This is a genomic window from Algoriphagus confluentis, from assembly GCF_036245625.1.
GTDB classification, from domain to species: domain Bacteria; phylum Bacteroidota; class Bacteroidia; order Cytophagales; family Cyclobacteriaceae; genus Algoriphagus; species Algoriphagus confluentis.
Genome location: NZ_BTPD01000002.1, coordinates 107862 through 130222 on the forward strand (window position 1 = coordinate 107862; position 22361 = coordinate 130222).

Annotated in this window: 16 protein-coding genes; 8 read left to right on the forward strand and 8 right to left on the reverse strand. The window is 46.5% G+C overall.

Features of this window, described 5'->3' with window-relative positions; all coding sequences use genetic code 11:
* Positions 1-6 precede the first annotated feature (6 nt).
* Both AAA943_RS03100 and AAA943_RS03105 read left to right on the forward strand, forming a co-directional pair.
* Positions 7-1302 carry an NCS2 family permease gene (locus tag AAA943_RS03100; protein ID WP_338222790.1) on the forward strand — a complete coding sequence of 432 codons (1296 nt, stop codon included), beginning with the start codon at positions 7-9 and terminating at the stop codon, positions 1300-1302.
* Complete coding sequence (locus AAA943_RS03105; RefSeq protein WP_338222791.1) at positions 1293-2087, forward strand: 5'-methylthioadenosine/adenosylhomocysteine nucleosidase; 795 nt, start codon at positions 1293-1295, stop codon at positions 2085-2087. The genes AAA943_RS03100 and AAA943_RS03105 overlap by 10 nt, the downstream gene beginning before the upstream one ends.
* Before the next feature lie 68 nt (positions 2088-2155).
* On the opposite strand, the gene AAA943_RS03110 is transcribed toward AAA943_RS03105, so the two are convergent.
* On the reverse strand, positions 2156-3295 hold the full coding sequence (locus tag AAA943_RS03110; RefSeq protein ID WP_338222792.1) for an acyl-CoA dehydrogenase family protein: 1140 nt from the start codon (positions 3293-3295) through the stop codon (positions 2156-2158).
* A 218-nt stretch (positions 3296-3513) separates the two neighbouring features.
* Between AAA943_RS03110 and AAA943_RS03115 the strand changes: the two genes are divergently transcribed.
* Together AAA943_RS03115 and AAA943_RS03120 are read left to right on the forward strand one after the other, a co-directional pair.
* Positions 3514-5448 (forward strand): tetratricopeptide repeat-containing sensor histidine kinase, encoded by a 1935-nt coding sequence (locus AAA943_RS03115; protein ID WP_338222793.1) that lies wholly within the window; start codon positions 3514-3516, stop codon positions 5446-5448.
* A 60-nt stretch (positions 5449-5508) separates the two neighbouring features.
* A complete protein-coding gene (locus tag AAA943_RS03120; RefSeq protein ID WP_338222794.1) occupies positions 5509-5802 on the forward strand; it encodes a hypothetical protein in 294 nt (97 codons plus the stop codon).
* Between the two features lie 19 nt (positions 5803-5821).
* On the opposite strand, the gene AAA943_RS03125 is transcribed toward AAA943_RS03120, so the two are convergent.
* The 3 genes from AAA943_RS03125 to AAA943_RS03135 all read right to left on the reverse strand — a co-directional run bounded on the left by AAA943_RS03125 (position 5822) and on the right by AAA943_RS03135 (position 11864).
* Positions 5822-7252 carry a M20 family peptidase gene (locus tag AAA943_RS03125; RefSeq protein ID WP_338222795.1) on the reverse strand — a complete coding sequence of 477 codons (1431 nt, stop codon included), beginning with the start codon at positions 7250-7252 and terminating at the stop codon, positions 5822-5824.
* 67 nt (positions 7253-7319) lie between these two features.
* Positions 7320-10967, reverse strand: coding sequence for an ABC transporter permease/M1 family aminopeptidase (locus AAA943_RS03130; protein ID WP_338222796.1), 3648 nt, complete (start codon positions 10965-10967; stop codon positions 7320-7322).
* 9 nt (positions 10968-10976) lie between these two features.
* The gene (locus AAA943_RS03135) at positions 10977-11864 is read right to left on the reverse strand and encodes an ABC transporter ATP-binding protein (RefSeq protein WP_338222797.1); all 888 of its coding nucleotides are present in this window, start codon (positions 11862-11864) and stop codon (positions 10977-10979) included.
* A gap of 227 nt (positions 11865-12091) precedes the next feature.
* Here AAA943_RS03135 and AAA943_RS03140 point away from each other — a divergent pair, with 227 nt between their 5' ends.
* Together AAA943_RS03140 and AAA943_RS03145 are read left to right on the forward strand one after the other, a co-directional pair.
* Positions 12092-13330, forward strand: a complete 1239-nt coding sequence (locus AAA943_RS03140) for a VOC family protein (protein ID WP_338222798.1) — start codon at positions 12092-12094, stop codon at positions 13328-13330.
* A gap of 339 nt (positions 13331-13669) precedes the next feature.
* Positions 13670-15352, forward strand: a complete 1683-nt coding sequence (locus AAA943_RS03145; protein WP_338222799.1) for a DUF885 family protein — start codon at positions 13670-13672, stop codon at positions 15350-15352.
* Positions 15353-15581: 229 nt separating this feature from the next.
* On the opposite strand, the gene AAA943_RS03150 is transcribed toward AAA943_RS03145, so the two are convergent.
* From AAA943_RS03150 to AAA943_RS03160, 3 genes are all read right to left on the reverse strand, one after another.
* Positions 15582-16358 carry a Spy/CpxP family protein refolding chaperone gene (locus AAA943_RS03150; protein WP_338222800.1) on the reverse strand — a complete coding sequence of 259 codons (777 nt, stop codon included), beginning with the start codon at positions 16356-16358 and terminating at the stop codon, positions 15582-15584.
* A gap of 31 nt (positions 16359-16389) precedes the next feature.
* Positions 16390-16707 carry a hypothetical protein gene (locus AAA943_RS03155; protein ID WP_338222801.1) on the reverse strand — a complete coding sequence of 106 codons (318 nt, stop codon included), beginning with the start codon at positions 16705-16707 and terminating at the stop codon, positions 16390-16392.
* Between the two features lie 80 nt (positions 16708-16787).
* Complete coding sequence (locus AAA943_RS03160; protein ID WP_338222802.1) at positions 16788-17273, reverse strand: RNA polymerase sigma factor; 486 nt, start codon at positions 17271-17273, stop codon at positions 16788-16790.
* A 261-nt stretch (positions 17274-17534) separates the two neighbouring features.
* Between AAA943_RS03160 and xerD the strand changes: the two genes are divergently transcribed.
* On the forward strand, positions 17535-18431 hold the full coding sequence (gene xerD, locus AAA943_RS03165; RefSeq protein WP_338222803.1) for a site-specific tyrosine recombinase XerD: 897 nt from the start codon (positions 17535-17537) through the stop codon (positions 18429-18431).
* Positions 18432-18435: 4 nt separating this feature from the next.
* On the opposite strand, the gene AAA943_RS03170 is transcribed toward xerD, so the two are convergent.
* Complete coding sequence (locus AAA943_RS03170) at positions 18436-19113, reverse strand: peptidoglycan DD-metalloendopeptidase family protein (RefSeq protein ID WP_338222804.1); 678 nt, start codon at positions 19111-19113, stop codon at positions 18436-18438.
* A gap of 360 nt (positions 19114-19473) precedes the next feature.
* Between AAA943_RS03170 and carB the strand changes: the two genes are divergently transcribed.
* On the forward strand, positions 19474-22293 hold the full coding sequence (carB, locus tag AAA943_RS03175; RefSeq protein ID WP_338222805.1) for a carbamoyl-phosphate synthase large subunit: 2820 nt from the start codon (positions 19474-19476) through the stop codon (positions 22291-22293).
* Positions 22294-22361 lie beyond the last annotated feature (68 nt).

Genomic DNA, 22361 nt, shown 5'->3' on the forward strand with positions numbered 1-22361 from the left:
TCTGCAATGAAGTCCCATGTCAAAACCGAAATCCTCGCCGGGATATCTACCTTCCTCGCCTGCTTTTACATCATTATTGTCAATCCTGCGATTCTAGCAGAAGCCGGAATGCCTTTTTCGGCAGTATTGACCGCCACGGTTTTGGTCTCTGCATTTGGGAGTCTGATGATGGGACTCTATGCCAAAAATCCCATCGTCGTCGCTCCAGGTATGGGAATCAACGCTTTCTTTACCTACACGGCTGTGATGGGCTTTGGGCTGACTTTCGAAGAAGCTTTGGGAGCAGTCTTTTGGTCAGGGGTAATCTTCCTTATTCTTTCGGTTTTCAAAACTCGGGAGAAAATCATTCAGGCCATACCTCCCGCCATCCGACATGCCGTTTCTGCGGGGATTGGATTGTTTATTTGCTTTATCGGCTTCCAGAACGCTCACTTCATTATCGGAAATGAAGCCACTTTGGTAGGTATGGCCGCCTTCAAAGACCCTATTAGTCTGACTTTTTTGGCAGGATTGTTATTCACCGCAGGGTTGCTGATTCGCCGCGTTTCCGGGGCGATAATCTTCGGGATTCTCTTTACCACCGTCTTGGCTTGGCCTATTGGGCGCTGGTGGGGAGATGCTGCTGCCGTGAATTTTGGGATTTCTACGCTGGTCAACTTTTCCGGAGTCTTGGCCATGCCGGATTTCAGTTTGGTGGGAAAAGCAGACATATTGGGTTCCTTGAGGGTGGCTTATATCCCTGTCATCTTTGTGTTCACTTTCACGATTCTCTTTGACGGAATATCCACCTTTGTGGGGCTTTCGGAGGCTTCAGGACTGAAAGATCCCGATGGAAGTCCACGAAATATGAGAAGATCACTGCTGACGGATTCTTTGGCCACACTCTTTGCTGGTTTGGTGGGAAGCAGTTCGGGTACGGCCTACATCGAGTCAGCCGTAGGGATCGAGGAGGGAGGAAGGACAGGATGGACAGCCGTGACAGCAGGATTGCTTTTTCTGCCTTTTATGTTTTTCTCCCCGCTTTTGTCCATCATCCCAACCATCGCAAGCTCGATTGCCTTGGTCCTTGTAGGTTCATTTATGGTGATTCCGCTGACCTATATTGACTGGAAGAATCCTCAGGAAGCTTTGCCTTCATTTTTGACTATTGTATTGATTCCTTTCACTTATAGCCTTTCCGTTGGGATTTCATTTGGCTTTATTTCTTGGACAGTTTTACTTTTGCTTACGGGAAAAGCCTCCCAAATCAACCCAATTCTTGCAGTCATCAGCCTGCTTTCTCTTTTCTTTTTATGGATTTGAAAAAACTCACCTTTACTCTCATTTTTTGCCTTGTATTGGTCGAAATCCAAGCCCAGCGGATTGCGATCATGGGGGCATTGGATGAGGAGATTGCCATTTTGAAGGAGGAGATGGGCAAATACAAAACCCAAAACAAGGGAGGAATTGATTTCTTTCTTGGAAAACTAAGGGGGCAAAAAGTAGTCCTACTAAAAGCCGGAGTCGGAAAAGTCAATGCTTCCTATAGTACGGCCGTTTTGACAGAAAACTATCGCCCCAAAACCCTGATATTTACCGGAGTGGCAGGAGGATTGGCACCCGATGCTATGCCGGGGGATATTGTTATCGGGGAGCAATTGGTCCAATACGACTTCGGACAGATCGACTCTACGGGATTTCAAGTTTCTCCTTTTCGAAGGCTGAGTGGGGGGAATCACCAAGAACTTTTCATCCAAGCAGACTCAGAACTGGCGAAAAAGGCCAAAACCGCTGCCGACCAATCCGAATTAGAACCGGTTTCCGGCCGGAAGCCAAGGGTGTTTCAGGGAATCATCGCCACTGGGGATGTTTTCGTCAGCAGCGATCAAAAAGCAAGGGAATTGTACGATGAATTTGGAGCCTTGGCCACAGAAATGGAAGGCGCGGCGATTGCCCATATCTGCCGGACCCTGGAGATCCCTTTTGTCATTATCCGATCCTGTAGCGACAATGCGAATAACCACGCCAGGGTGAATTTTAATTCTTTCGTGGGACCTGCCTCGGCCAATTCGGCCAGGATTGTGCTCGGTATTTTGGAACAAATGTAAAAAGGCTTCGACTCCGCTCAGCCTGACACTGGGGTCACCCTGAGCGAAGTCGAAGGGCAATTCTGATATTACCTCAACACTTCCCTTGAAATCACCAGCTTTTGGATCTCAGAGGTACCTTCTCCGATGGTGCAGAGTTTGGAATCCCGATAGTATTTTTCCACAGGATAATCTTTGGTAAATCCATAACCTCCAAAAATCTGAACGGCCTCATTGGATACAGATACAGCGACCTCGGAAGCATAATACTTGGCTTGAGCTCCGGCGAGGGTTACTTTTTCGCCCCTGTTTTTCAGATCAGCAGCTTTGAAAGTCAGAAGCCGAGCTGCTTCCACCTGAGTGGCCATGTCTGCCAGCTTGAAGGAAATGCCCTGAAAGCTGGAAATCGGCTTATTGAACTGTTGCCGTTCTTTGGAATACTGGATGGAAGCTTCCAAAGCTCCTTCGGCAATTCCCAAAGAAAGAGCAGCAATAGAAATTCGTCCTCCGTCCAAAATCTTCATAGACTGGATAAAACCTTCACCCACCTCACCTAAAACTTGGCTTTCATGTACCCGGCAGTCCTCAAAAATCATTTCTGCCGTCTCAGAAGCCCGCATGCCGAGTTTATCTTCTTTTCGTCCGCCTTTGAAGCCGGGTGTCCCCTTTTCGATGACAAAGGCAGTCATTCCGTGACTGTCACCCACCTCGCCGGTTCGGGCGATCACTACGGCCACATCCCCTGAGTAGCCGTGCGTGATGAAGTTTTTAGCTCCGTTGATTACATAATATTCTCCCTCTTTTTTGGCTACGGTTCGCATGTTTCCTGCATCCGAACCGGTATTGGGCTCTGTCAAACCCCAAGCCCCTAGCCATTCGCAGGTGGCCAATTTTGGAAGGTATTTTTTCTTTTGCTCTTCATTGCCAAACATCAGAATGTGGCCGGTACAGAGGGAATTGTGCGCTGCCATGGATAGTCCCACAGATGGGTCCAATTTGGCTAGTTCGGCAATGGCAGTCACGTATTCGAAGTAGCCAAAGCCTGAACCTCCGTATTCGGTGGGGACCAGTACGCCCATCAGTCCCAACTCACCGAGTTTTTTAAAGACAGGCAGGGGAAAGTGGCTCTGGTCATCCCAATCCTTACGAAAAGGAGTGATTTCTTTGGCTCCAAAGTCTCGGATCATCTGAGCGATCATGCTTTGGTTTTCGTTGAGGGAAAAATTCATGGATACTATTTTGGGTTTAATTCTGATTAATTAACTCCAAGATGAAAAATTGGTTTGGCAGTACCAAATCATCTAAAACAGATTATTATTTCGATTTATGGCTATTTTTTTTCATAAAATTTGAAATTTAGCTAAGCCTCTTCTTTTTTTGAAGGCGAAGTTCAAGGCCAATGAATTATTCTTATTTTCGGAGGTATCCCATTAAAAATTAATCACCTATGCGTAGGATCAGCTCATTTATCTGTTTTGGTATTTTATTGAGCATAAGCAGTCTTGCCCAAAGCCCGAGACAGGTGATAGACAGTCTCCTTATTCGGGTGAAAGAGCCTCTGCCTCCAAATCAATTGGCAAATATGTACGGAGAGATAGGTTGGCAATACGGTAGTATCAACTTGGACTCTTCGATCTACTTTGGCAAGCTGGCTGTGGAGCAAGCTGAACTGGCCGGGGATCCGGGAATTTTGGCTCAAGCTTATTCAGACCTGGGTAGTGGAATCCTTCAAAAAGGGGATTTGGATGAATCCAAGGTGCTTTATCTCCGATCCCTTGCCTTGAGAAAGGAGATTCAGGATTCGCTGGGAATGGCCAAGTCTTACAATGCCCTCGGTTTTATTCACCAGAGAAAGTATGAGACAGATTCGGCCATTAATTATTTTTTGTTGGCTTTGCCCATCTTTCAAAAATCCGGTGCACAACTCAATGCTGCAACTGTTTTGAATAACCTTGGGGTGATTTATCAAAATTTGTCCAACTACGAAAAGGCCAAAGAGGCCTATGAAGAATCGGCTTCTATTCGTGAGCAGCTAGGGGATGTCAGGGGTACTATCGCTTCCTACAATAATCTCGGGACAGTCTATAAGTATTTGGGTGATTTCGAAAGTGCGGAGCGATATTTCCAAAAAGCACTCGAGGGGTCGATAGAGCTGGGCGACTTGATGAATCAGGCGATGACCTATCGGATCTACGGGGCTTTTTTGATGGAAAAAGGGGATTTGGAAAAGCTGGAATCCGTAGCCAGGAAAGGTCTTGAGGTGGCAAATCAGGTCAATTCCCAATACGATATCGCCTCCATAGAGCATGCTTTGGGAGTTGCCCTCAATGCCAAGGGAGAGTTTGCCGAAGCTAAGAGATATCTGCTTTCTTCAGCTGCCAGTATGGTCGATCAGGGTACCGTTGAGGATGCGATGTTTCCTTATTTTGAGTTGATCTCCGTTTATGCGGCTTTGGGGATGCCGGATAGTTCCAGATTTTACGGCAATCTCTACCAACAAAACCTTAGAAATAAGCTGGAAAAAGAGTCCAAGGAAATCGTTTCTGAACTCCAAACCCAATACGAGACGGAAAAGAAAGACCGGGAAATAGCCGAGCAACAACTGGCCATTCGAAATAAAAATTTCCAACTCTACGGCAGTTTGATCTTAGCTTTAGCCTTGGGTATTTTGGGTTATTTGCTTTACCGTCAGCAAAAGCTGAAAAACGCTCAGCTCCAACAGGAAGCGGATCTCAAGGCGGCTTTGGCTCAAATCGAAACCCAAAACAAACTGCAGGAGCAGCGTCTGCTGATCTCCAGAGACTTGCATGACAATATCGGCGCTCAACTTACCTTTATCATTTCGGCGATCGAAAACCTAAAATACTTCGACCCAATCAAGGAAAAGCTGAGTGAGCGATACGATTCCATAGCCAATTTTACCAAACAGACGATCACGGAGCTTCGGGATACCATCTGGGCTATGAACAGTGGGCAGGTGACTTGGGAGTCTCTCATCGGACGAATTCAGGACTTTTTGCAAAAAGCCGGGCAATCCAGTCCGGATATTCAGTTTGAGCTCAATGTGGCAACCTCTTTGGAAAAGAATTCCGGATTGGGGTCGGCTGCTAGCATTCAGGTCTTGAGGGTCGTTCAGGAAGCGGTCCAAAATTCTGTCAAATATGCTTCCCCGACGTTTATTCGGGTGAGTATCGAGCAGGAGGGAGTTGAATATCACGTAGCTGTTCAAGATGATGGGAAAGGATTTGAGGAATCGGAAATCACTCCGGGAAATGGGCTATACAACATGCGAAAGCGGGCAGAGGAATTGGGAGGAGTACTTGAACTGTCTTCGACTCCTGGAGGTGGTACTTTGATTCTTCTGGTTTGGGATTCAGAATAGGTAGTTTGGCGTATGGCTTAAGCTCGGCATTCCAGATATTTTTGGTTCAATTTGTTGAGCATGCTTTCATTTTTAAACGATATCGGAGGTATTGGCCTTTTGGCAATTGGCGCTTTGGGACTTTTGTTTTTTTTTCAGTGGCTATTGATTCGCGAGACACTTAGAGAAAAAAGAAATCAAAGTGAGCGGCTCCGACAATTGGAAGTATTGGTTCAGCAAGAAATCGCCCGATCTCAAAAGGCACTCAGTCAAGTAAAGAACCTGGATACTCTCAAGACTGAAACTGAGGAAAAATTGGGCTTAATCCGAGTTTTGCTGGAAATGATGCAGAAGGACAGTAAAAAGGACCCCTGATCAGGAGTCCTTTTTGAATTTATTGTTGGAAGTTTTTTATCAAATGATAGCTAAACTGGATGATTTCCAGATAATTGTCCTTGCTGATTTTTTCATCGATCCCATGAAATCGGGTCATGGATTCAGGAGTAATCCGAATCGGGTAGAATCGGTAGACTTGTTCAGAAATTTCCTGAAAATACCTCGAATCGGTTGCGCCACCCAATAATCCCGGTACGACCAAAACTTCAGGGTGCAATCCACGAATGGTCTTTTGCACCACTTCGTAAGCTTCGGAGTCCGTGCTGGATACACCGGAGGGATTGGTCAAAAACCCTACGGGCTCTACCTTTACCGTATCGGAAACTACGCTTTCGATGTGGGCTTGGACAGATTCTATCGTTTCCCCGGGAAGAATTCTGAAATTGATCGTCGCCTCAGCCACGGTAGGGATTACATTGTTTTTCACTCCGCCGTCGATGATCGTGGGTGCGGTCGTGGTATGTGCATTCAGCGCTTCCAAAATGGGCTTTTTAAACAACCAAGGATTGGCAAAGAACATGCGGTTTGGATAAGGAAGCTCTGGACCCAAATACTCCAACTGATCGGTAATGGGTGGAATCAGCTTGTAGGGCAACTGGTTGTTTTCCAAGTCGACGATAGCTTTGGCTAGGATTCCGATCGTATTTTCTTTTGGAGGAGCTGAGCTGTGACCTCCATTGGTACGGACGATCAGACGAAAAGAAGCAAACCCTTTTTCAGCCAGATTGATCATGGCTACCGGGCTGTTTAATCCCGGAATCATCCCTTCGGCAAAATATCCTCCTTCATCGAGGGTCATCAAGGCTTCTACCCCCTGATCTTTTAAGTATTCTGCAATTTTCCCTGCTCCTCTTGGTCCTCCCACTTCCTCGTCGTGGCCTGAGGCGATATAAATGGTCCTTTTTGGTTGGAATCCCTCAGAGAGCAGCTTTTCCACAGCCTCCAAAACGCCCATCAGAGTACCTTTGTCGTCCATAGTGCCTCGTCCAATGATATGGGTATCTGTGATGCTTCCCGAAAAAGGCGGCGCTTCCCATTGACTGAGGGTAGGAGCGTCTACCGGCACCACGTCCTGATGAGACATCAAGATGATGGGTTTTAGGCTGGGATCAGAACCTTCCCAAGTGTAGAGTAGGCTGAAAGTATTGATCTTTTCCAGCTTCAAGCGGATATGAATAAGAGGAAAAGTCTCTTCCAAAAACCGGTGAAACCCAAAGAAAGCTGCAGAATCCGGTGGCGTATCTTCACTGAAAGAAATGGTCTCAAACCGAATGGCTTTAGACAGATTGTCAAACACCTGATCTGAAAAAGCTACTTTTTCTAAAGGTTCTGAATTGATTTGTCGGGAGCTCATCCGAAGCGTATTGATTAGAAGGACGGCGACCAAAACACCAACAGCCAAAGCTAGGCCCAGTAAAATTTTCTTCATGGGAGGATTTTTTTATTTCTGAAAGTAAGAAAAAAAAAGTCCAAACACTTGGCTTGGACTTTTGGGGTTATTGGATTTCCACGTCTTTGGTATTGTCATCCGGAATCCGGTCGATCAGCTTATTGTAGGGATCGATTCCTGCTTTGACGGGTTGTCCCTTCACTTTTACGGTCAGTGTGCTCTGTCCGGGTTTGATTTTATGCTTTTGAACATACAGGGGATTGACTCGGGTTCGGCCATTTTCGTCTTTATCTTCAGCTGCGAAGACACCTACATCAATGTAGTCGGCTTCATATTCCGCATTGGATTCTTTTCCCGTTTCATCCGCATAGAGCTTTTGGGAGCGAATATCCAGTGTGATTTCATACTCTCCCTCGGCTACTTTTTTGGCCACCGCCTTTTCGGCCTTGTTGTCATAAAGCGTGATTTTGTTCCAGGTATCGTCCAGATAATACTTTAAGCTGTCGGGAGTGGCTTGGTCCAAATGGCGGTAGAGATCATAGCTTCCCGGGAAAGGCGGAGCCTCTCTCAGTCCAAATTCCTGATTGAACGCATAAAGGGCTGAATCCATGGCCTCAGCTCCGATCAGATCCCGAAGGCCATAGAGAATCAAACTTCCCTTGTAGTACCACTGATAAGCCCTGTTGGTGTTGATGAAGGTGTTTTCCTTTTTGCTTTCATTGGATCTGCCTGAGAGGTAGTTGTCCAATTCTTCCTTGAGGAATCGCTTCATATTGTCTTTTCCATACCTTCTTTCCGTCAGGATCAAAGCGGAAAATTCTGCCAAGGCCTCCGAAATCAAGTTGGAGCCCCGGGTATAGTTAGGCGTGATCTGATGTCCCCACCACTGATGGGCAAGTTCGTGGGCAGTGACATAGTAGACATAGTCAAAGTCGTCTGGGTCCTTGAAGTCCGCCACCCAACCGAAGCTTTCCGAGAAGGGAACCGTATTGGGAAAAGATTGGGCAAAACCCGCATAGCGAGGAAACTCCAGAAGTCGCATCTGACGAAACTGGAAATCGCCGTAGGTCTCTGAGAAGTAAGTCAACCCATCCTGATAAGCCGCCAAAAAGCGGTCCAGATTATAGGTATGGGAGGGATGATGGAAGATCTCAATATTGACCTCCTGCCCATCGGGAAGTGATCCTGCAGCCTTGAGTACTTCGTAGTCAGCGGACACAAAGGTGAAGAAAGCCTGAATAGGCGTGTCCTGAATGTAGTGGAAATACCGGCGCCCATTTTCTTCCCACTCCCGCTGAAGGTAGCCCGGGGCAACAGCAATTTGGGAAGGGATGGTACTCACCACTGCCTCAAACTGGATCAAGTCTGCGTCATCTGCGAACAGCAAAGTGGATTGTCCGTAAGGATCGCTGTGTTCAGGAAGGTCTTCAGGTTTGGCGGGGAGGTCGTACTTTTTGCGGTCCTCATCACTCGATAGTTCCGCATTGGCATTATAGCCGATTTCAGGGATACCTCCGGAAAAGAAGGTACCATTATAGACAATCTCCCGTCCATAGCCTGAGTTGGGGAATCCTTCATAAGCCTTGTTGCTGACGATGGTGAAATTCAGCGTATCACCCGGCATCATTGGCTTAGGCAAGGCAGTAATCTGATACCACTCCCTTTCAGGATTCTTTCCGAAAATCTGGAATTTCCTCGGCTCATAGGTCAAAGGGAAGCGATGAGGCAAAGTGTCACCTTGATGGATTATTTTAAAGCTGGTCAGGTCTATACTGTTGAAATGAATGGAGTCAATCGGAGAATCGGTTTTATTTACCATTTCTACTTCTACCAGGAATTCCGCTCTTCGCTCCATAGGATAGAGGTCAGCATTGATTTTGATCTTGGTGATCTTGGGCTGAGGGATACGCTCGTATTTCTTGAGCTGTTTTTCATAAGCCACACTTCTCAGTTTGCCTTCTTCGGAGGTCAGGTAGCCATTTTCATAGACCACGGTTTGGTAGATGTAAGTACCACACAATAGTGCAATCACCAGAAAGGCGAAAGAAATCTTGGTAGAAGAATTTTTCATCCGCCCTTTGGCGGTATTCCAGCGGCTTTTCCAGGAGTTTTCCGCTCCTCTACTGAAGAAAATACTGAAAAACAGGACTAAAAAGACTCCCCAAGCTGTCCAGTACATATTGAACCAAACCAGGGGCTCAGCGAAATGCCCCAAGCCATTCATATCGCTCCAGGTGTAGCTGGGCTTGTAGCTGAAGAAAAAGAGGTTGAAGTTGTAGCTGGCAAAGCTTTGGAGAATGATCATGACCAGCCAAATTCCAATCGCAGCGGCATGCCCAGCAAACTTATTGTTCACGACCAAATGAACAGCAAATACCAGCATCACCATTTGGATATAATCCGGAAAGGTGATCAGGTAGCTGTCTACCAGATATACGGATAGGTCATACTTATAAAATCCTTTCAGCGTCTGCACAATCAATCCCACCACAATCGGTAAAGAGGCCAAAACCAAAGAAATCAAAGCCATCCCCAAAAACTTGGAGGCGACCACCACGCCATCCTTTACAGGAAAGGTATCGTTGATCACCGAATACCCTGTGCTGCGGTCCCGGTGGAGCGCTTCTCCTGTGAAAAAGACGATGATGATAAATACAAACAGATTGTAATCGTACCCTTTATATTCCATCAGAAAGGAGGTTGAGGGTAAATTGGGCACGCTGTAGATCGAATTGCCGATCCAGAAGTCCAAAACCAGGAAAATCATCCCGCCCAGCAAAATGCTCCGGAAATAGACATCCTTGAGTACATTTTGCATCTCGATCTTGGTCAGCGTGAGCAGGCTATTCCATTGATAGCCTGAGGAAAAATCAGGAAGAACTTTTTTGAAAATGCCGCTAGGGGCCTCCTGCGGCTCATTTTTCTGCACTGACTTTTTCTGGGAGGTTTGGAAGAAATAGGTGAAATCAAAGCGGAAATAGGAAGCCAAAAAGAAGGCTAATCCCACAAGCACCCAAATAATTCTATTCCAAAGAAGATTGCCGGTCACAGAGAGCAAAAAGGTATTTTGCTCAAATGGAGTAAGATACCGGGTCTGCAAGTTGAAGGAATTCAGGCCAAAAGGATCGATGAGCTGCACCAAATCCTTGTTTTCGATATCCTGAGATAAAAAATTGGCCAAAAGGTACCCGATGAAAATCACAATCCCTCCGGAATAAATAGACCGGATATTCCGGGTGAAAATAATCAGGGCAAAAAACAAAGATCCTGCAAGCCAAAGGTTGGGTACGACCAAAGTCAACCAAGGGTGGAGGTAATTGATCAGGAGATTGGGTCCATAGCGCTCTGCATCCGTTCCGAAAAGCGGTCCCAACAAACTCCCCAGATATACACCGATCAAGGCCCCTAAAGAGATGAAAAGCAAGATCACGAAGGAACCCCAAAACCGGCCCATGAAATAGCCAAACTTGCTGATCGGGTAGCTGAATAGAAAAGTGCCCGTCTTGTGCTCCAAATCCCGATACAGGGGCACTCCCATGATGGCAGAAGCAATCAAAATCCCAAAAAGGGATACCAAAACCAACAAATTGGCAATGACAATCGGGGAGTTGTGGTAGACTTTTTCGGATCCTGCAGGCGTATTTCCAAATCCGATCAAAAGCATCGGAACCACCACCAAAAGCGCAAGGTAAATCCAGGTCGCCGGTCGGCTTAGCCTGTATTTCAATTCGAAGAGAAAGATATCCTTGAACATGATTCCAGATTAGATGGTGATTGGATCGACTTTCTTGGAAATAAAGCTGAAATATACATCCTCCAAATCTGCTGGGGCAGCCTCGAATCCGTTGCCAGGATTGCCCTCGCTTTCGATTCTCAGGCTTAGTCTACCTGAAATCAGCTTGGTGGAAATCACTTGATATTCTTTTCTATAAGTATCGAGATCCGACTTGTCAATGGATTTTTGGAAGATTTTGCCCTTCACCATTTCCAACCCATCCTTGGGTTTGCCCTGCATCAATACTTCTCCCATGCAGATGATAGCCATGTTGGAGCAAAGCGTATTCACATCTTCCACGATGTGTGTTGAGAGAATGACGATGGTGTTTTCTCCGATTTCTGAGAGGAGATTGTAAAATCGGTTTCTTTCCGAAGGATCCAAGCCCGCAGTAGGCTCATCCACTATGATCAAAGAGGGGTTTCCAACCAATGCTTGAGCAATTCCAAATCGCTGCCGCATCCCTCCGGAATAAGTACCGAGTCCCTTTTTTCGGTCTTTGAAGAGGTTGACTTTTTGCAATAGCGAGGCTACTACTTCTTTTCTTTCTGCTTTATTACCTATTCCCTTCATTTGGGCAATGTGGTCCAGCATGGTCTCAGCATTGATCCTGGGATAAAGTCCAAAGTCCTGAGGCAAATAGCCCAGCCTTTCCCTGACCGCTTGCTTTTCTTTCAATACGTCGATTCCATCAAGTGAAATACTTCCGGAGTCGGCATCCTGCAGCGTCGCGATGGTTCGCATGAGGGTAGACTTGCCGGCACCATTGGGACCAAGGAGTCCAAACATACCCTGAGGGATAGTCAGGGAGACCTCGTTGAGGGCTTTGACTCCATTGGCATAGGTTTTTGAGAGCTGATTAATGATCAATTCCATAGATTGGGGGGTTAAGAAAATGAATGGTTCAAAACTTTATTTCGCACTTGTTCCAATTATTCAAAACAATATTCAGTGAAGTTCAAGTTAAGCATTTGATTTTAAAGGCATTTCTTAAATAATGATAATCGAAGCCCATGACCTCTAGATGAAGATTTTCTAAGGTTGGTTGCGGGAGAAAGGGAAAAATTCCTCTACTTCGAAACACATTTTCTCTAGATCCAAAAATGAAAAAGCTGAACCTTTCCTTCCTGTTACCACTGATTTTCCTGTTTTCCTGTGCGGAGCGGGAGTTTTCCAAAGAGTCCGGTCAGATCGAGTCCTTTGCCGAAATGGTCAAAGCGGGAGTCAAACCCATAGCCATCAGTCCACCACTAAGTAAGGCTGAAATGGACCTGTTTATGCCGGAAGTGGAGCGAATCAGCGGGAAATATGGGGTTTCTTTTTTGAGGGAATCTGAACTGATTGAAACCGATTTATTCCCAGCCCAAGTGGTAAAAGACCTAGAGGTAATTCTTTTTTTCAAAGAACCATCAGGAAAGGCATATCAAGATCTGAAATCCGAAATTGAATCCCTAAAGGCCGATGGAAGCTACACCGGTGCCAAAAGGAGGGAACTCAGCCGGAGATTTGGAAGACTTTTGGGCTATCCCGTGGCCTACATTAATGAATTATTGGCAGAGAATACCGGGTTTAGGGATTTGGAGGATTTTGGGATCCAGGGATCCTATCTTCATTGGTACTACAGGGATTTGGAGCGGGCAAAGGTATTTTATACCCAAAAACTGGGATTGAAAGTGGTGGAGGAAAAAGAAAATCTGGTTGTTCTCCAGCTTGTGGGGGATTCCTTTTTGGTCCTTAATGCCTTGGAAGGCTCGGGCTATTCCGGTCTGGAACCCAAATCGGTGGCTTTGGCACTATTGACCGATGATTTGCAGACTTGGTATGATCACCTTCAGAAGGAAAAGGTAGAGATCAAATACACCCTCAAAATCAAACCCGGCGGACCTCATGATGGCTTTGTGGCTGTCGATCCGGAAGGATATCTGCTGGAATTTGAGACTTTTTTCCAACATCCGGAAAATGAGGTTTTGATGCCCCAACTGCAGGAATTGAGTCCTATGACCACCACTTTGGGAACTGGATTTTCTTTCCTGGGTACCGTTACTTGGTTGTATTACCAAGACATGCTTCCTGCAGAGAATTTTGTCCTGGAAAACTTGGGCCTTACCAAAAGCGCCGATCAAGGCTGGGCGAAAGTGTATAAAATGACCAATAACAGCTACTTAGGCCTTGTGGATGGACTGAGAGGAATGAATACTTTTTCTCCGGAAAAGCTCGTGGAAGTACAGATCGACCTCAAAAACCCCGGCCCTTGGGAAAACTACCTTAAGGCCAATGCTCCCGACTCCACCCGCAAAGCCAATTCCTTCAAAGATGCCGGTGGGTATGTGTTTAGGTTTTGATTAAAGATTTTTTGGTTGTTTACTAACCCCGAAGGGGTTAAACTGTCAATAGCCCCGGGTGAAACCCGGGGTAAAAAACGAAAAAAATTCGAGCGATGGCCCCAACACTCCGATTTGGAAATCAAAACTTCATGCCAGCGCAATGGAAAAGGGATCATTTCATTTTTTCCCAATGAAATAATAGTGAATAGTCAAGTATTTCAAGAAAGGCTATCTACCTTTTTGGTAAATCTTAACTTTTGAAGACCCATTCTGCCACTGAGAATAATGTGGTTTTTTCAAAAGCCAGAATCGGTTAAGTTTAGGAAGACTGAATGCCCGAACAAGAAAAACCACCCCATGAAAAAAACAGTGCTTCTCGTTTTCCTCCTTTTGTCCTCCCTCTGGGCAAATGCCACCGAGCTGGTCAATTTGATCACCGCCTATCAAGCCGACCGGGGGGCGCTTTCCCGCCTCTACACCAATCGGCTCTCGGAGGAGTATTTTACCCGAATGGAGCAGTTCAATCAAGAGTATTTACGAACGCTACAGGCTCAAAATTATGAGGCGCTTTCCGAGGATGGGAAAATCGACTATGTTCTTTTTCGTAACTATCTGGAGGAGGCCTTGGCTGTTCTGGATCTGGATCGTAGGGATTTCGAGCAAATCAAATCCGTGCTCGCTTTTGGGAAGCCCTTAGAAGACTTTGTAGTGGCCCGTCGTCGAGCCAAGCAGCCGGATTCCCAAGCCCTTGCTGCCTCTTGGAACCAAGTTGCCAAAGCTGTGGATGCCCAACTCAAAGCTTTGCCCGCTGCCTCCAAATATACCTCCTGGCAAACGGCTGATTTGGCGGCCTCTGCCGTGGAAAGTCTAAACCGGGTGACCAAGGAAGCCTATGACTTTTACTATGACTACGATCCGGCCTTTACCTGGTGGATGCCTGAACCTTGGAAAAAACTTGATGCCAGCATGAAGGCCTATGCTAAGGCTTTGCGGGAGCACTACACGAATTCAGTAAAGGACGACGGAAGCGGCATTATAGGAAAGCCGATTGGAAGAGAAGCTTTGGAGAAACAATTGGGATTTGAGATGATCGCCTATTCTCCCGAGGAACTGATCGCTGAGGCGGAGAAGCAGTTTGCCTGGTGTGAAAAAGAGATGCTCAAGGCTTCGAATGAATTGGGCTTTGGCAATGACTGGAAGGCGGCCTTGGAAATGGTCAAGGAAACTTACCTCCCTGCCGGTGCCTGGCCGGAGGAAGTGGTACGATTGGGAGAAGAGGCGATTGATTTGATGGAGAAAAACGACTGGCTGACTGTGCCGCCCCTAGCCAAAGAGACCTGGAGAACGACCATGATCTCCGCCGAAAGGCAGCGGGTGAGCCCATTTTTCCTAGGGGGCGAAGTCATACAGATTTCCTATCCGACCTCTGAGATGAGCCATGAAGACAAGATGATGTCCATGCGGGGCAATAATCCCCATTTTTCCAGAGCTACCGTGCAGCACGAACTCATCCCGGGACACCACTTGCAGCAGTTTATGAATCAGCGGCACATGACCCATCGGAGGATGTTTGGTACCCCGTTTTGGACCGAAGGATGGGCGCTGTACTGGGAGTTTGTGCTTTGGGACCGCAACTTCCCTCGGGATGCCAAAGACAAAGTAGGGATGCTCTTCTGGAGAATGCACCGCTGTGCGCGGATTATTTTCTCCTTGAATTATCATTTAGGAAAAATGACCCCACAGCAATGCATCGATCTGCTGGTGGACAAAGTCGGTCACGAGCGAGCCAATGCCGAGGCGGAAGTCAGGCGATCCTTTGAAGGAAATTACGGCCCCTTGTATCAGATTGCCTACATGATCGGAGCCTTGGAGATCTATTCCCTGAGAAAAGAAATGGTAGAGTCCGGTAAAATGCCTGAGAAAGAATTTCACGATTTGATTATGACTCAAAACGCCATGCCCATCGAAATCCTGAGAGCAAAAGTGACCGGCAAACCCTTGGATAAAAATCATAAGGCGAGTTGGAGGTTTTTGGATTAAAGATTTAATCCTATCTTGATCCTTCAACTTTAGGAACTATGGAGTATCTGAAATCTTTTGCCTATCTGCTAATTTTAGGCGTGTTGCTGGCATTTATCCTGGGAATTTTTTGGCTGGTATTTTATTACAGCTGGAAGACCTGGAAGGAATTTCGAAGAAGTAAAAATTGAAAAAGGAAGGTCACTCGGCCTTCCTTTTTGCTAAAAATCTAACCAATTGAATTGCCTGCTTAATTTTCAAGGGGAACTTCCTGCTCTTTGCCGTCTTTCAATTTGATTACCACGACTCCGTTTTTTCCCTCATCCCCATACTTTTCGATAGCCTGATCTCCTTTGAGTACAGTCACACTTTCTATGTTTTTGGGGTCGATGTCTTCAAAGGAAGCTACTTTTTTGATTCCGGATTTGGTATCGATATAGTAAAGGGGTTGATCTCTGGAGCCATTGACGGTGACAGCCACTTTGGGTGAAGTGGATATTCCGGTTCCGTTGATTATGACTTTGGAGGAATTACTGCTATATCCTGACAGCCTTTCGCCGGTAATGGTGGTTCCGTTTTGGATGAAAAATTTCTTCGGAGCCTCCAGCTTTTCGATCTGCTCTGGGGTCAGTTCATTTTTGATAGCCACCATCGTACTCATCTGGATCCGCTTCATTTGATTTTCCAGCCTTAGGACTTCATCGAGTTGCCGGGAAACCTCCGAAGCATTGATTTTGGGCTGATCGAGCATCTTTTTCATTTTGGCTGTGGCATCGTCGAGGTCCCATTTGAGGGTAGAAAACTGCCCGGAATTCTCCGCATGAAGCTTTTTGATTTTGGCTACTTGGGCCTCGGTTAGACCAATTGCCTCACGCTCTTCCATCAGGTTGGTGGTGGTGTAGATTTTTCCTTTAAAAATATCTTGGGCTAATGGGCTAGTGGGTGATTGCACATAGGTATAGCTCTTTTGAGCCTGGACCAATCCTGCCGATAGGGCAAGGAAAAGAATTAGAATTTGTTTTTTCATGAGATTAAAGGTTTAGAAATAGTTGGTTTAGTTAATACTCGGTCAGGAGGGAAGCCGTAGGGGACTCCCAAAGATCCATCTCGTTGGTCTCCTGAATATGAAACTGCAATTCTTGATCGGGCCCTTCCTCTAAAGTGATGATCAATACCTCCGGAGGGATCGGATCTGTTTTTTCTCCCCCGAGAAAGAATGCTCCAAGCAGTAGTGTCGCAGCAATCCCTGCAGGAATCCACCATAGGATGCGGTTTTTTTTCTCCAACTCAGGGAATGGAGGAATAACCAGCTGCTCATCCTGCTTTCGGAGCTCTTGGAAGAAGGTTTTTAGTTCGGGATCTTTTTTGATATTCATATTTCTCACAGATGACACTGATTTTCACAGATGTTTTTTGTGGTTTATTTTTTAATCAATTAGACAAGGAGAGTTCCTAATTAAACTTCAAAGGTTTTTCGGATCTCAATCCATTCTTTCAATTTCCTTTTGCCCCGGTCGTAGTGGGTGCGAACGGTTCCGATATGCAGTTGGAGGACCTTGGCTGCTTCCTCTAGGGTCATATCGTGGTAAAAGACCATCAGCAAGACTTCCTGCTGCATCTTGGGAAGTCGGCGAATCAGGTCTTCGTGACTTTCGGATTCTTCGAGTGCTACCTCCCAGGCCATATTTTCCTCAATCTCTACTTCCTGCCACTTTCCTTTGCTTCGGAGTTCGTCCATCGCCGTGAAGCGAATGACCGAAAAAAGCCAGGTTTTGGGTTGGGCTTCACTCTTCATTTTTGCCTTGCCTTCCAAGACCTTCAGGTACACTTGCTGCATCACATCCTTGGCCAGCTCTCCGTCAAATCCGTAGCACTGTCGGGCCCAAAGAAAAGCCTCCCGGTGGTGCTGTTGCAGAAAAGTTTCAAGCTGTGATCGGTTCATGTACACTACTTAATCGGAAATCGCAGGGAATTATATGACATACTTTGAAAAAAGTTGGAAAGATGAGTAGGATAAAAACCACATAGTCACATAGAAAACATAGGGAAGCTCTACCTGAAAAACTATGCGGACTTATGTGTCTATGTGGTAAATCTACTTTTTTAAAAACCTTTAATCGGTACTTTTGAAAAAGTAAAAGGTGGTAAGGTTGGCCCAACTTTACCACTTTATAACACTTCCACTTTACATCTTTAGAAAAAAATGTGGCCAACGCTAATTCGCCAATTCCGCCATTACCTCAAGCTGGAGCGATCCCTGAGTGAAAATTCCATCGTAGCTTATACGGCGGATGTGGAGAAGTTGGCGGATTTTGCAGAAAAGGAGTTTCCCCAAAAAAGCCCCCTGGATCTCGAACTGGAACATCTCCGTCGCTTTATCAATGCCTTGGCGGCCTTAGAGATATCTGCCCATACACAAGCCAGGATTATCTCCGGGATCAAAGCGTTCTACCGCTTCCTGATGTACGAGGATCGGATCAAGGAAGATCCCGCCCAGCTTCTCGAAGCTCCTAAGCTGGGTCGCAAGCTTCCCGATACGCTGAGCTATCCCGAGATTGAGCAGTTGCTGGAGGCCATTCCGCTCGGAGAACCTGAAGGCCACCGCAACAGGGCCATGCTGGAAATGCTCTACAGCTCAGGACTCCGCGTCAGTGAGCTGGTCGAACTCAAGAAAAGTCAGGTATATGCCGATGCGGGATTTTTGAGAGTGGTGGGAAAAGGAAATAAAGAGCGTCTTGTTCCGATCGGGAAAGATGCCTTGAAGTATTTGAAAATCTATCAGGAGGAAGTCCGTGTGCATCAGATTCCTGCTAAAGGAAACGAGGAATATGTATTTCTCAACCGACGTGGTCAGAAACTCACCCGAGTGATGATTTTTCTAATCATCAAAAAGACCGCAGAGCAGGCCGGGATCCAAAAAAACATCAGTCCCCATACTTTTCGGCATTCCTTTGCCACCCATTTGATCGAAGGAGGGGCGGACTTACGGGCCGTGCAGGAAATGCTGGGACACGAAAGCATCACGACTACTGAGATTTACACTCACTTGGATCGTGATTACCTCCGGCAGGTGCTGACGGAGTTTCATCCGAGGAAGTGATTTTTTAGATGGAGTTTAGGATTTTACAACCCAGAATCAAATTCGGATCCGGGCAATTTTCCCGATAGTACTCCAAATCCTTCTCCGCAGCCACTCCGGGATAATCACCCCAGTTTTCACCTAAATCCCACATCAGCTGAAAGTGTAGGTGAGGTGGCCAGTCGCCATTTTCGGGGAAAGGACCCACATGGCAAAGTAACTCTCCGGCTTGATAAGCTTTTCCCACTTCCAACCCCTGCAGATCCTGAAGGGCCAAATGTCCATAAAGGCTAAAAAGAGGTTTTCCCTCAACCTCATGCTCCAAAATGATGGTTGGTCCGTAGTTTCCAAAGCCTGTATTGTCCTGAAAGCTGTGGACCTTTCCCGCTAAGGGTGCAAAAATCCGTGCTCCGGCTGCCGTCCAAACATCGACTCCCAGATGGATATTTCGGAATTCGGCCGACTCTGTGGCAAAAACACCACTTCGGCGGTAAATTGACCTTTTCTCCAGATAGCCTCCGATTCCGTACTTTTTTCCCGCGCTTTTCAGCTGAGCAAATACAAATTGGTCAAATTCCTGAGTATCGCTAAGATTTACAGCCTCCAAAGCTTGATTATGGGCAGTGAAATCAAGTCTAAGGGTATTTTCGGCAGTAAGCTTTTCTCCCATGACAGGGAAAAAATCCAAATCATTCCAGTTCATTGGGCGAAAATAGGAATTTCAATATCGTACACGGATAAATTTTTACCCAGATTTCCAACTTGGGACTTCGGTTATCGGACAATCATTCTTCGTTCTTCCATTTACGAATTACGATTTACGACTCCGATTTGATCTTCAATCGTTGTTTGAGATAGTTAGCCTTTGGTAGCGAAAGAACGCGACTTTGTTTTTAACCTTCCCGCTTCTGTCTCCCGTCTTCGGTCTTCAAGCTTCCCTCATCCAGACCTCCTTTCTCCCCATCCTCCAAACTTCCCGCCTTTTCCCTTCCCCCTTCGGATAATTTTTCTAATTTTGCCCCAATTTGGACTTAAGTAAAATTTTCTTCAACCCTCCTCTCTAATGCCTAAAGACAGTAGCATCAAGCACGTTCTCCTTATCGGTTCAGGTCCCATCGTCATCGGTCAAGCTTGCGAGTTTGACTACTCCGGCTCTCAGGCTTCCCGCTCTCTCAGGGAAGAAGGCATCAAAGTCACCCTGATCAATTCCAATCCGGCGACCATCATGACTGATCCGGTGACAGCAGACCACGTGTACTTGCTCCCACTGGAAAAGAAATCCATCCGAAAAATCCTCGCTGAGCATCCGGACATTGACGCCGTATTGCCGACCATGGGAGGACAAACAGCCCTGAATTTGGCCATTGACTGCGACAAAGCAGGAATCTGGAAAAACGCCAACGTACGCATGATCGGTGTGGATATCGATGCAATCGATACGGCCGAAAACAGGGAGAAATTCAAAGCCCTGATGGAAAAAATCGGAGTGGGGGTGTGCAAAGGCGATACTGCTACTTCCATGCTGCAAGGAAAGGAAATTGCTCAGGAAATCGGCTTTCCTTTGATCATCAGAGCTTCCTACACACTCGGTGGCGCAGGAGGAGCTTTTGTGGAAAAAGCAGAAGATTTCGAAAAGCTCCTCGCAGCCGGTCTTCAGGCCTCTCCTGTCCATGAAGTACTGATCGAACAAAGCATCCTCGGCTGGAAAGAATACGAACTAGAAGTCATGCGGGACAATATAGGGAACATGATTGTGATCTGTTCCATCGAAAACTTTGATCCCATGGGTGTGCATACAGGAGATTCCATCACGGTAGCACCTGCCATGACCCTTCCGGATACGGTCTATCAGCGCATGCGAAACTATGCGATCACGATGATGAATAGCATCGGCAATTTTGCAGGGGGATGTAACGTGCAGTTTGCTGTAAGTCCTGATAATTCGGAGATCATTGGCATCGAGATCAACCCTAGGGTGTCCCGATCTTCTGCTTTGGCCTCCAAAGCCACCGGATATCCTATCGCCAAAGTAGCAGCCAAGCTGGCTATCGGCTACAACTTGGACGAACTGTCCAACTCCATCACCGGAACTACTTCCGCCTACTTTGAGCCATCTATTGACTATGTAATCGTGAAGATCCCTCGGTGGAACTTTGATAAGTTTAAAGGTTCTGACCGCCGATTGGGTCTTTCCATGAAGGCGGTAGGAGAAGTGATGGGCATCGGTAGAAACTTCCAGGAAGCCCTTCAAAAGGCCTGTCAGTCTTTGGAAATCAAGAGAAATGGTCTGGGTGCCGATGGCAAAGAACTCAAAGACCAAGCACAAATCCTGTATTCTTTGGCCAATCCAAGTTGGAACCGATTGTTCCATGTATACGACGCCTTCAAACTGGGCATTTCCTTCCGCACGATTCAGGACCTGACCAAAATTGACAAATGGTTCCTCAAGCAAATCGAGGAGCTCATGCATATAGAAGCCGAAATCGAGAAGTACACGATTGAAAACATCCCTTACGAAGTGATGGACAAAGCCAAGAAAAAAGGCTATGCAGACCGTCAGATCGCGCACCTGCTGGATTGCTTGGAAAGCGATGTATTCAACAAGCGCTATCACGAGATGGGAATCAAGCGGGTCTATAAGTTGGTAGATACCTGCGCGGCCGAATTTGAGGCGCAAACACCTTACTACTACTCCTCTTTTGGAGAAGAAAATGAATCCGAGCGGTCAGCCAAAAAGAAAGTGGTGGTCTTGGGTTCTGGTCCAAACCGCGTAGGGCAGGGGATTGAATTTGACTATTCCTGCGTGCACGGGGTTTTGGCAGCCAAGGAGTGCGGATACGAGACCATTATGATCAACTGTAATCCGGAGACGGTCTCTACCGACCCGGATGTGGCAGATAAGCTCTATTTTGAGCCGGTTTTCTGGGAGCATATTTATGAGATCATCCTTCACGAAAAGCCGGAAGGTGTCATCGTACAGCTGGGAGGTCAAACCGCTTTGAAACTGGCCGAAAAGCTTTCCAAATACGGCATCAAAATCATCGGAACCAGCTTCGAGGCCTTGGATTTGGCAGAAGACAGAGGGTTGTTCTCCACCCTTTTGAAAGAAAACAACGTGCCTTATCCTGAGTTTGGCACCATTCACAATACAGACGAAGCCCTTGAGCTTTGCAAAACGATCGGCTTCCCGCTCCTTGTTCGTCCAAGCTACGTCCTAGGAGGGCAGGGGATGAAGATCGTGATCAACGAAAAGGAACTCGAAGAGCATGTGGTCAATGTCCTTCGCGACATTCCAAATAATGAGATTCTTCTCGATCACTTCCTCGAAGGAGCTATTGAGGCCGAAGCGGATGCGATCTGTGACGGAGAAAATGTCTATATCATCGGGATAATGCAGCACATCGAGCCTGCAGGAATCCACTCCGGAGACTCCTATGCCGTGCTCCCTCCCTATAATTTGGGCGACCTTGTGATCCGTCAGATCGAGACGTACACTGAGAAAATCGCCTTGGCCCTGAAGACTGTCGGACTGATCAATATCCAGTTTGCAATCAAGAATGACAAGGTTTACGTCATCGAAGCGAACCCAAGAGCCTCACGTACTGTTCCCTTTATCTGTAAGGCCTATCAGGAACCTTATGTCAACTATGCCGTAAAGGTGATGTTGGGAGAGAAAAAGGTAACTGATTTCACCTTTAAGCCTGTGAAAAAGGGTTATGCGATCAAGGAGCCTGTTTTCTCCTTCCACAAATTCCCGAATGTCAATAAGGAACTGGGACCTGAAATGAAATCTACCGGGGAAGCGATCTACTTTATCGACGACTTGATGGATGATTATTTCCTCAAAATCTACTCAGAGCGTAATATCTATTTGAGCAGGTAGAAAATAAGAAGGCCGAATTCAAAAAGCTGAAATTTGGTTCTTTGAGAAGGTAACCTTTCTGAATTTAG